Below are 1,124 nucleotides of genomic sequence, written 5' to 3'. Positions count from 1 at the left end.
CACAGCCTCCTCTTCCACTGACTCGTCCAGATCAAGCAGCACAGCATTGAGTTGGTCGAACAGGGCTGGTGAGTCCTCTGGGTTCAGGAGGTAGGGATCCCCCTCATCAGGCAGGGCTACGTAGACCAGAACTGGGTCGAGGGGCGTGAAGATGCCGTATTTCTTATCTTTGTAGAAGAAGGTAGCCAGCAGTTGGAATTCCTGGGCATCTTCCTCGCTTTCGCCCAGTTCGAATACATCTTCCTCTTCCACAGGGGGCAACTCTCCCTGGACCGTTAGGATGTCAAAGCCGTTTTGCTGCAGAGTCAAGTTCAACTCCGCCAAAACGGCCTGGATGGTGGGCAGGGCAGCCTGGAGCTCTTCTGGATCCGGCTCATCCAGGATCCCTTCCATGTCCGCATCTCCGTTCACCGCTTGGCCGGGCTCCTCCTCCCCCTCCCAAACCAGCACTTTGATCACGGCGTCCACGGGCGTGGCCAGTGCATAGCTTTGCTCCTCAATGACCACCTGCCTCAGGATCTCGCATTTCAGAGGCTGGTTCTGCTCGTCGCGGAGCACTAAGGTTTCACGGGATTCGGTCATGGAAAGCAACCCAGGGTAGGAAAATGAGGTCAACCAACGCTTATTCTCCCATGTTCTGATCCACCGCAGAACTTAGAGATCCTCGCCAGGCCGCTCATCGGTGCTGCCGGCTTCGGCTTGGGCCAGGGCTTCCAGCGCCAGCAGGATCTCCTCTTCCCGCCGGGTATAGGTCTCTTCGTCGATCTCCCCTAGATCGAGCTGAATCTGGAGAGCGGTGAGTTCTTTCTGGAGGTTTTCTTTGCTGTCGAGTTGCGCCTCGGCCCGTTCTCGAATCTGCTCCGCCAACCACAGCAGGCTCTGGGCCGGCCACGTCAGTAATTGCCAAACCATCCCCGCGCCTCTCCTGGGATTAGGTCAATCCTAACAAGTGGATCCCGCCTCCGCCCTAAGAACCAATAACCAATGCCAGCAAGCCTGCCCCCTCTGCCCGCTCCCCCTCCGGCTTAGGGATCAATCCTCCCTAGCCGTTCCGAGAGTGCTTCTCGATCCACTCCATCAGCTCTTGCTCAGACGGCGTGCAGAGACACTCACCTGTGAGCGGA

At 57.9% G+C, this 1,124-nt stretch carries 2 protein-coding genes; both read right to left on the bottom strand.

What is annotated here, in order from left to right; genetic code table 11:
• The coding region (locus tag NW858_RS04540) for a DUF3727 domain-containing protein (RefSeq protein ID WP_414519995.1) at positions 1 to 582 on the bottom strand (582 nt) is incomplete at its 3' end.
• Positions 583 to 654: 72 nt separating this feature from the next.
• Positions 655 to 912, bottom strand: a complete 258-nt coding sequence (locus tag NW858_RS04535) for a gas vesicle protein GvpG (protein WP_414365950.1) — start codon at positions 910 to 912, stop codon at positions 655 to 657.
• Positions 913 to 1,124 lie beyond the last annotated feature (212 nt).

This window comes from Synechococcus sp. H55.10 (assembly GCF_047502715.1).
In the GTDB taxonomy this organism is placed as follows: domain Bacteria; phylum Cyanobacteriota; class Cyanobacteriia; order Thermostichales; family Thermostichaceae; genus Thermostichus.
Note: the sequence above shows the minus strand (reverse complement) of the source record. Positions and strands in the feature narration are given on the sequence as shown.

Excerpts from the sequence above, each read along its gene's own strand:
- NW858_RS04535 (WP_414365950.1), bottom strand. The coding sequence starts at position 912 with ATGGTTTGGCAATTACTGACGTGGCCGGCCCAGAGCCTGCTGTGGTTG.